Annotated in this window: 10 protein-coding genes; all 10 read right to left on the bottom strand. The window is 26.6% G+C overall.

The window, feature by feature from the left end; all coding sequences use genetic code 11:
• Positions 1-705, bottom strand: a 705-nt coding sequence (locus C7U54_RS01525) for an FtsX-like permease family protein (protein ID WP_146137609.1), incomplete at its 3' end; no start/stop codon positions are given.
• A 35-nt stretch (positions 706-740) separates the two neighbouring features.
• Positions 741-1,433 carry a hypothetical protein gene (locus tag C7U54_RS01520; protein ID WP_107029058.1) on the bottom strand — a complete coding sequence of 231 codons (693 nt, stop codon included), beginning with the start codon at positions 1,431-1,433 and terminating at the stop codon, positions 741-743.
• Positions 1,434-1,620: 187 nt separating this feature from the next.
• Positions 1,621-2,814, bottom strand: a complete 1,194-nt coding sequence (locus tag C7U54_RS01515; protein WP_107029057.1) for a hypothetical protein — start codon at positions 2,812-2,814, stop codon at positions 1,621-1,623.
• Complete coding sequence (locus C7U54_RS01510; protein ID WP_107029056.1) at positions 2,811-3,506, bottom strand: LytR/AlgR family response regulator transcription factor; 696 nt, start codon at positions 3,504-3,506, stop codon at positions 2,811-2,813. The genes C7U54_RS01515 and C7U54_RS01510 overlap by 4 nt, the downstream gene beginning before the upstream one ends.
• A 492-nt stretch (positions 3,507-3,998) precedes the next feature.
• Positions 3,999-4,772: an HAD-IIB family hydrolase gene (locus tag C7U54_RS01505; RefSeq protein WP_107029055.1), complete on the bottom strand. Its 774-nt coding sequence runs from the start codon at positions 4,770-4,772 to the stop codon at positions 3,999-4,001.
• Position 4,773: 1 nt separating this feature from the next.
• Positions 4,774-5,805 (bottom strand): Gfo/Idh/MocA family oxidoreductase, encoded by a 1,032-nt coding sequence (locus tag C7U54_RS01500; RefSeq protein ID WP_107029066.1) that lies wholly within the window; start codon positions 5,803-5,805, stop codon positions 4,774-4,776.
• Positions 5,795-6,772, bottom strand: coding sequence for a Gfo/Idh/MocA family protein (locus C7U54_RS01495; protein ID WP_107029054.1), 978 nt, complete (start codon positions 6,770-6,772; stop codon positions 5,795-5,797). The genes C7U54_RS01500 and C7U54_RS01495 overlap by 11 nt, the downstream gene beginning before the upstream one ends.
• Entirely contained in the window at positions 6,772-7,692 is a 921-nt protein-coding gene (locus C7U54_RS01490) for a Gfo/Idh/MocA family protein (RefSeq protein ID WP_107029053.1), read from the bottom strand. Before C7U54_RS01490 ends, C7U54_RS01495 begins: the two co-directional genes overlap by 1 nt.
• Entirely contained in the window at positions 7,689-8,423 is a 735-nt protein-coding gene (locus tag C7U54_RS01485; RefSeq protein ID WP_107029052.1) for an HAD-IIB family hydrolase, read from the bottom strand. Before C7U54_RS01485 ends, C7U54_RS01490 begins: the two co-directional genes overlap by 4 nt.
• Positions 8,404-8,856, bottom strand: a complete 453-nt coding sequence (locus C7U54_RS01480) for a heme-binding protein (RefSeq protein ID WP_107029051.1) — start codon at positions 8,854-8,856, stop codon at positions 8,404-8,406. The genes C7U54_RS01485 and C7U54_RS01480 overlap by 20 nt, the downstream gene beginning before the upstream one ends.
• Positions 8,857-8,928 lie beyond the last annotated feature (72 nt).

The following is an 8,928-nucleotide window of genomic DNA, read 5'->3' as shown; positions in this document are numbered from 1 at the left end:
AATACAAGAAGCAATCGCAAATCCTGCATCTAATTCTTCTCCTACATACATCGCATAAAGTCCTAAGAAATAACCTAAGATATAAATATAATCAGGAATGATAAAGACACGATGATCTTCTTTTTGTGTTGTAATATATTTATCTTTAATAAGTGATGATAAAGAATTATTGTTGATATAGTTGATTTGCATAGCGATTAAAATAACTAAAATACAAACAACTAAAATTCCTAACATCTTAAATAATTTAAAGTTAAAATAGAAAATACTTTGATGAATATGACAATAACGATAAACAATCGTTAAAAAGATGGGTGTTGTCACTAATGACAAACAACAGGTGATTATTACTGAAATAATCATGAGCATAATCATTTGAATCAATTGATAAAGCACTACTTTACCCTGATTAAATCCTGCCATTTTAAGCATTCCTATTTCTCTAGCATGAAGTTTCATATAATAATTACATGAATAACAAATCAATGAAACACAAACCATTAAAATGAATAATCCCATCAACATAATACAAAATGATTCACCAAAAGTTTTAATATCTAAATAACTAACTTTCTTGGTTAAAAAAGGGTTAAATATAAAATGTAAAAACAATAAACAAATACTAAGCGTTGTAACAATAGAAATAATTAAACCATAAGTTTTTTTTCTTTCCGTCCACAACATTTCTAATGCGAACTTAAACATCTTAACACCTCCAAGACATATATTATCTTTTCTAATTACTTATTTAACTTTTTCATAATTGATTTTATTTCTACTGAGTCAAAATAGAATTGATCTACTTTATTATTTTTGACACGTAATAAAGTTGGTACTCCTGCGATTGTTACATCATCTTCAGAAGTTAATGTGTAGTAATCAATATCAGGTGTTTCTAATGAAGCATATACATATCCTTTTCTGGCTTTCTTGTTTATTTTCAAGTATTCTTTATCTGCTTTTTTTATTTCATATCCTTTTGTTTTTCCATATTCATCTTTTTCTTTTGATTTTGTATATTTTTCTTTGCTTTCGCCTTCATAATATTCAATCTTTCCATTGCTTTTTACTTTTCCAATTTCAATATCATTTTCTTCATGAAATTTATTCCAATCAAACTTCTTATAATCTTTTGATTTTTCATCCATATTTACAAAATATATTGCTGAATGTGATCTTGCATAAGTTTTTATGCTATCTTCTACTTTTTCACAGTTTGAATTTCCTACTCGATAAAAATATACATAATAAAAATCTCCATCTTCCTCAGGATTATCTAACAAATTTACTTTTTCAATATGTTGATATGCTAACTTATTTGTACTAGCTTTAAATGGATCTGATGGTTTCTTCAACATATTTACTGCCACCACAATTACAAGTCCAATAATACAAATTCCAATCATTTTTAAAGTTTTTTTACTCTTTTCCATAAGTCTTTTCCTCCCTTGACACCTTTAACATAGACTATAGAGCCACTTTATACTCAAGTATTTTTTGAAATATTTTCTATATTTCCTCTCTACACTTATTATTTTATTTATTTTTCCTACATTTAATATCTTTCTGGAATGGAAGTGACTTTTATGGCACGAAAATAAAAAAGTAGGCGATTTAAACCTACTTCATTGATTGAATACTTTTAAAAACACATAACTCATTATCCTGTATCACTTTATATTGAGCATCTAAATGTTGTGCTAACTGTTTAAGAGAATTATCAAATGTTAGTTTCATATTTTTCGAAGTCAGAACTTCGATAATATTAAATTCTTGCTTTTCATAGATATTGATTGTTATTTGGGTAGCTTCTAATTTAAATAAATTAATAACTTTTATGAGGTATTCTACATATTCTCTATCTAAATAATAATCTGAATGTGAAATATTAATAGATGTATGAACATCTATTCCATTATTACTTAAATCATTAATTTTTTGATTCATAAAATAATCAAAATAAGGATTATCAGTATTAATAATGGCTTTAAATTTTCCAAAGTTACGAATATACTGATCTATCAATTCAATATTTTCATCATATTTTTTATTTTGTTCATTTAGTTTTACCTGCATTAAGATATATCTTAAATTATGTTCTAATTGATAAATATCTTCAGACATTTTAGAAAGCACTTTTTCATTTTCTTTCTTATATCTTATTTCTTCATTTTTTAAACGAATACGTGTTGATTCTTCGTTTTCTTCCAAAATTTTTCCATAGATATTAAGAATTAATATTATAGCTATAAAAATCAAAGCTGTACAAAATAAGTTTACAAGCGTATCAACATTATCAAAAACATAACTTGTAACCAAAATATATGCAACAATAAATAATATTGAAATAACTATTATTAATGTTAGCCATCTTTTAGAATTTAATTGACTTTTATAAGATGCTTTTTTCTTTAAAAAAGCAAGTACAGCTATTAAATACAATATCTTAGATAAGACAGTCATAGCAGGCATCTGAATAAATTGAGTGCCTATAAAATAATTCGCAATTCGACCAATAATCAAAGAAACAACATTACAAACAATATCTATAATTAACGATAAAAAACATACAATAATACTTTCAATTCTTATTTTTTCACCAAACATTTTTAAACAAACAATCAAAACACTTGTTACAATAATTAAAAGTGCACTACTCTCATTAATAAAAGAATTACACAATGTTATTGAGGTAAAATCAATTAAAATAAACAACCATAATTTTTCTATCTGCTTAAAATCAAAATACTTATAAATAAAATAACACATGATAGAACTTTCAATAATATTTATAACTAAATCAAATAAACTCATGATATCAAATACTCCTTATACTGAAACATAAATTCATCAGCATACTTCTTCCCAATTGTAATACATGTTTCATCATTCAAAATAATATTATTTTTATCTACCTCTTTAACATACATCAAAGAAACAGCATAACTTCGATGAACCTGTACAACAACTGGACTATCAATCAAGTTTAAAGCATCTTTTAAACTTGATCTATAAGTATATGTTTCTTGAGCACACACGATACTGATATCATGTCCAAAAGATGTAATATAATGGATATCTTTTAAAAAGATACATGTTTTTCTTCCATAATAATCAAATGTAATCATCTTCATTGTCTTTTTGTAATAAATATTTAATAACTTAAATAATTCTTTTAGATCATTTTCCAAGTTTTGTTTTCTCACAAAATAAAATGGTTGTGTTGTAAGTGAAGAAAAAACAAGTTCTTGTCTTGATGACACATAAATAATTGGATAATCCACTTTATCCATCTGTAATCTTTTTATAATATTGATTCCATTTAAATCTTTTAAATCAATATCAATAAATAATAAATCAATATCATGATATTGTGAAAAATCATCAAACTTTTCATTTATTTCTATTATATGAAAGTCTTTAAATATTCCTTTTAAAAATGTTTCGAGATGAATATTGAACTTACTACTAAATTCTTGATCATCATCAACTACTAAACAACGCATTTTTTACCTCTCTTACTTCATCTAATATTAAGTATAGAATAATAACTCTCCATTGTCTATTTTATGATTAACTTATTATTCTTTTGATAATCACCGTTATTTGATTCATGAAAGTATTCACCGCAAACAATAAACATATTATAAATTATCATTCTATGCTTATTAAAAATCACCACAGTACTTTTCTTATATCATTTTTTTATAACAATTTCTTTATAATTCGTACATTTTAATATCTTTCCGTCATAAAAATAATTTTTATGACACAGAAAAGTATAAAGAACACATTTTAAAAGTATTCTTTATAGGAATTTACGTTTAATTATTATAATTTATTTAATTGCAAGTAAAATTAATTGATATTTACATGCAATTAGATCATTAATACAAATAGAAAGTAATTTTGTTAACTATTTACCTTTAAAAAAATATTTTTTCAATATCAGCGCATTATAAAAGACAAGTCACTTCACATAGTGACTTGTCTTTTAATTAAAACCATTTCATCTTTTCACAGATATGATAAATACCATCATCAACATTGTTATCAGTGATGTAGGTTGCTTTTTCCTTTAAAGCATCACAAGCATTCCCCATAGCAACACATGTCCATAAGTCTTTATCAAACATATCTAGATCATTATAATCATCACCAAAGACGACAACGTCTTGTAAAGGAGCATAGAGAATTTCCATCATCTTTAAGATACCGCCTTTTTTATTATCGGGTTGGAACATTAGATATTCTTTTTCAAATCTTAAGGAACCAAGTTGATCTTTGTTTTTAAAAGCAGCTTCTTCTTTTTCATCTAAAGCAAGATAAATTTTATAAAAGTTATCAACTTGTTTATAATCAAATTCTTTATCAAGAATATACGTTGTTGGTTCTTTACGATAACCTACTTGTTGAATAAATAAATCATTTTCCCCATAAACTTCTTGACTATCATTAATAGCAACTAAATACCCAATTCCTTTTTCTTTAGCTTCTTCTATGATTTTTAAAGCTCCTTGTTTATCTAAAGGAATATTTTCAACCAGTTTTCCATCAAGAACAATCCCATTACCCCCATTACAAACCATATGTTCAAAATTAAACTCTAATCTAGCTTTTTCCGCTTTATAATGCGCTCTTCCCGTATTTAAACAAACAAAATGTCCTGCTTGTTTTAGCTTTTCTAATGCAATCTTGGCACTTGGTACAATTTGATGTGTTTTTAAATCTGTAAGTGTACCATCAATATCAAAGAAAAAATATTTTTTCATACTATTTTAAATCCTTTACTCCTGTTTCTAACATTTCCATTTGTAGAATTGTTTGCCATGGTTGGATGACTTGTTCCTTACCATAAACAATACTATCATAGATACCATCATACACACGTGCATAGTCGCCGTCAACTGTTGGAACTTTTTCTTCACGATAAATGCCTTCATCATCATAATAAGTAAGAGTTCCATAATGTTCAGGAAGATCTTTTCCAAAATCACTATTAGTAGGCATATGGAAAAGTTTTAAATGTTCTTCTTGTCGATCTTTACTATATTTTTCAAACATTCCTTTTTTACCATAAACGATAAAAGAAGGTCTTGATTTTACTCTAAAGTAACTTGATTTAACGGATACTTTTAATGTTCCATAATAAAGATCAAGATCAAAATAATCATTCATGCGACCTGAACCTAAAAGTTGTCTTACATCATAGTGAATATCATTTGGTTTACCAAAATATGAAATGACTTGATCTAAAGTGTGACATCCATGTCCATAAAGATAAGACATTGCTGGATCAAAATGATCTACACTTTCAGGAATTTCAGGACGATAGTAATCAAAATGCATTTCAAGTTCTAATAAATCCCCTAATTTTCCTGATTCAATCACTTTTTGTACTGTTAAAAAATCACTATCATATCTTCTATTTTGGTAAGCAGAACAATAAAGTCCTTTTTCTTTAGCTAAAGCAAAGATTTCTTTAGCTTGCTGACTATTTTCCATAAAAGGTTTTTCACATAAACAATGTTTATTATGTTCAAGTGCTTTTTTAGTATATTCATAATGATAATGATGACCTGTACAAACAACCACCATATCAATTTCATCATCTAAGAAAATATCATCTTGATTTTCTGTATAGTTAATACCTTCTATTTTATCCCATACATCATGATGAATATGAGGATTATAAATCGTTTTAACTATAAACTTATCTTTTCTTTGTAAGACAAATGGTAAATGATAACGGTTGGTACTTTTACCATTTCCTATATATCCTAAAACAATTTTATTATTTATCATTATCAAACACAATCCCTTCTTGCATTCTACCTTCTTCCATTAATTTAGAAATCAATAAAGAAAGTTCTAACATTTCTTGTTGTTTTTTATAATCTTTTTCTTCCATCATTTTCATAAATGCTTTAAATTCATAAATTAAACGATGTTTCTTTTCAAAAGATTTTACTTCACTTGTCCCATCGTTATAACAGATTTCATATTCTGTCATTTGACTTAATGGACATTTAACAGCGATTGCTCCTAAGTTTCCTTGAATCGTATTCATTAAAGGCGCTTTACAATCTTTAGCCCCAATACATAAAGCTTTAAAATGTTCAAAATCAAACAACATCATCCCACTTGTATCAATATTTCTTTCAATATTTGCCATATATTTATGATAAACAGGTTTACCAAATAAATCGATTAAAGCATGAATATTATAAACATTTAAATCCATTAAAGCACCACCAGCTTTATGAAAGTCAAAGGCTGGTAAAATTGTTCCTTCTTTAAAAGCATTATATCTTGATGAATATTGCGAATAGTTAAATGAAACAATTTTAATATCTCCTAATTTTTTTAAATCTTCTTTTAATGAAAGAAAAGCAGGTATGTAATGTAAATTCATAGCTTCAAAAATCATTAAATTCTTTTTATTGGCTGTTTCAATTAAATCTTCTAATTCTTTACTATTCGCTGTAATTGGTTTTTCAATAATGACATTTTTATCATTTTCTAAAGCTTTTTTTGAAAACTCATAGTGTAGATGATTAGGTAAAGCACAATAAATTGTATCAACATCACTTTGAAGTAATTCATCATAATCTGTATAAACTTTATCTAAATGATATTTTTTCATAAGTTCTAATGCTTGTGATTTTGATTTTTTTGTTGAAAAAAGATAAGTCTTTTCAACACCTAGCTCGTGATACATGGTAAGAACATCTTTAACAATCATTCCTGTTCCTAAAATTCCTAGTTTCATTATTTTGCTTCCTCTCTTATTCTTTCAATTGTTTCTTGTAATTTTTTTGAATCTTGTAATGTATGTGTTGATTGATTATGATTAATCAAAGCTTGTATTTCTAAAGTCATATCGTCTCCTTCAATTGGATATGTTTTTTGCATAACTTCATTTTCTAAATGAATTGTATATTCAACCACACGGTTAAACATTGGAACATAGATTTCTCCCTTTTCTCCTTTAATTAAAGCATAACGTTCTTTATTATAATTAATTGAACCTTCTACTTTTCCTTGAACTTCATTTTTAAAATTTAAAGTTGCTTTAAAATTCATTTCAATCTCATTTTCTTTTTCAATATGAGATTCAACACTTTCAACTGGTGCATCCACTAAAGCAAGGACAAAACCAACGACATAACTTCCTACATCATTTAAAGCCCCACCTTGTTTTGGATCAAACAAGTAAGAATCTTTTTTATCTGTCCCATCAAAACAAAAGTTTGCTTCAATTGATTTTATTTTTCCAATCAGTTTTAAATCTTCTTTTAAATGATTAAAACCATTATTAAACTTTGTTTTAAAAGCTTCTAAACAATAGCCTTGATATTCTTTAACATATTGATTAATTTCATCAATATCTTCACTTTTTAAGACAAGTGGTTTTTCACATAAAACCGCTTTATGATGTTTAATGGATTCTATAATCCATTTTTTATGTTCGTAGTGAGGTACTGCAATATAAACAGCCTCAATATCATCATCTTTTAAAAGTTCTTCATAATCACGATAAAGTTTAACTAAAGGATGATTTTGTAAGTAACTATCGTTTTCATCTAAAGAATGTGAGGCAATGGCATGCACTCTTCCCCCACTTGTATAAGTAATACTTTTAACAAACTTACGCGCTATGTTTCCATAACCTATAATTCCAAAATTCATTTTTCTACCTCCAATAACGCTATTGCTTCTGCAATATCATTAACACAATAATGTACTTGTTTTTTTATTTCTTGAGGGGATGTTTTAAAAGTAAAGGCTGTATCTACGACGTTCAACATCGGTAAATCATTATAGGAATCCCCTATTCCTGCTATCTTTTCTAATCGGTAATGATCTTTAATGATTTTAATTCCCGTTCCTTTAGAACATCCTTTTCTTACAATATCAACAGAGTTTCTATTTTGAAAACCTTCGATTTCATGATATTTTTGATTAATTTCAAAACATGCTTTCTTAGTCGTTTTGTCATCTTTAAAAATAAGCGATATACCATAGATGATTTCATGCTCTACTTCTTTAAAAGAAGAAATGACTTTTAATTTAGGATTATAATCTTCTTTAAGGGTTGTATAAAAAACATCTGCATTTCCTGTTTGTAAGATGATTTGTGCATGTTGATGATATTCATTAAAGATTTGTTGAACGATTTCTTTTTTCATTGGAAAATCTTGAATGATATTTAAATCTTTATCTAAGATCTCTGCTCCTGAAGAAAGAATATAAAAATCTAATTTTAGCTTTTCTAAATCAAACAGGGCACATCGAGGTCTTCCACTACATACTCCAAAAAGATGTTCTTTTTGATACTTTTCAATAGCCTTTCTATCTTGTTTTTTTATTTGTTGATTAAAAACAAGTGTGCCATCTATATCACTTGCAAGTGCCTTCATCTTTTAATTTCCTTAAGCAATCAACAATGACTTGATGATCTTCATCATGGATGAGCCCTGAAACAAGAATGCTTCCTCTTAATTCACCACGAATAATTAAAGGAAAACCTCCCCCACAAATAACAAGACTTTCATCTTTTTCATCTTCTTGATACGTTCCATTTTCTTCATTTTCTAAATAGATGTAATAACTACTATGTCCATATTTTTCAACTGTTTTTTGTTTACGATCAAGCCAAATGACTCCTTTTTTACCATCCATTAAATATTGAAAAACAATATCTTTATCTAAAACAATACGGATTCTAACATTTTTTAAATGATTCTTTTCAATATGATCTACAATGATTTGTCCTAATTGATAGGCATCATGATTATTGAATTCTTGAAAAGAAAGTTCTTTTTCTAATTGTAAGGCTTCTTCTTTTGTCATCTCTTTCACCTCAATTTTGTTATAACATATCTTCTTTCTCTTTTTAAGAGATGCATCTCATTATGGAAATAA

It is taken from the genome of Faecalibacillus intestinalis (assembly GCF_003024685.1).
Classification (GTDB): domain Bacteria; phylum Bacillota_I; class Bacilli_A; order Erysipelotrichales; family Coprobacillaceae; genus Faecalibacillus; species Faecalibacillus intestinalis.
Note: the sequence above shows the minus strand (reverse complement) of the source record. Positions and strands in the feature narration are given on the sequence as shown.

Bases quoted from the DNA above. Each gene is read 5' to 3' on its own strand.
- C7U54_RS01520 (WP_107029058.1), bottom strand. From the start codon at position 1,433: ATGGAAAAGAGTAAAAAAACTTTAAAAATGATTGGAATTTGTATTATT.
- C7U54_RS01515 (WP_107029057.1), bottom strand. From the start codon at position 2,814: ATGAGTTTATTTGATTTAGTTATAAATATTATTGAAAGTTCTATCATG.
- C7U54_RS01510 (WP_107029056.1), bottom strand. From the start codon at position 3,506: ATGCGTTGTTTAGTAGTTGATGATGATCAAGAATTTAGTAGTAAGTTC.
- C7U54_RS01505 (WP_107029055.1), bottom strand. From the start codon at position 4,772: ATGAAAAAATATTTTTTCTTTGATATTGATGGTACACTTACAGATTTA.
- C7U54_RS01500 (WP_107029066.1), bottom strand. From the start codon at position 5,805: ATGATAAATAATAAAATTGTTTTAGGATATATAGGAAATGGTAAAAGT.
- C7U54_RS01495 (WP_107029054.1), bottom strand. From the start codon at position 6,772: ATGAAACTAGGAATTTTAGGAACAGGAATGATTGTTAAAGATGTTCTT.
- C7U54_RS01490 (WP_107029053.1), bottom strand. From the start codon at position 7,692: ATGAATTTTGGAATTATAGGTTATGGAAACATAGCGCGTAAGTTTGTT.
- C7U54_RS01485 (WP_107029052.1), bottom strand. From the start codon at position 8,423: ATGAAGGCACTTGCAAGTGATATAGATGGCACACTTGTTTTTAATCAA.
- C7U54_RS01480 (WP_107029051.1), bottom strand. From the start codon at position 8,856: ATGACAAAAGAAGAAGCCTTACAATTAGAAAAAGAACTTTCTTTTCAA.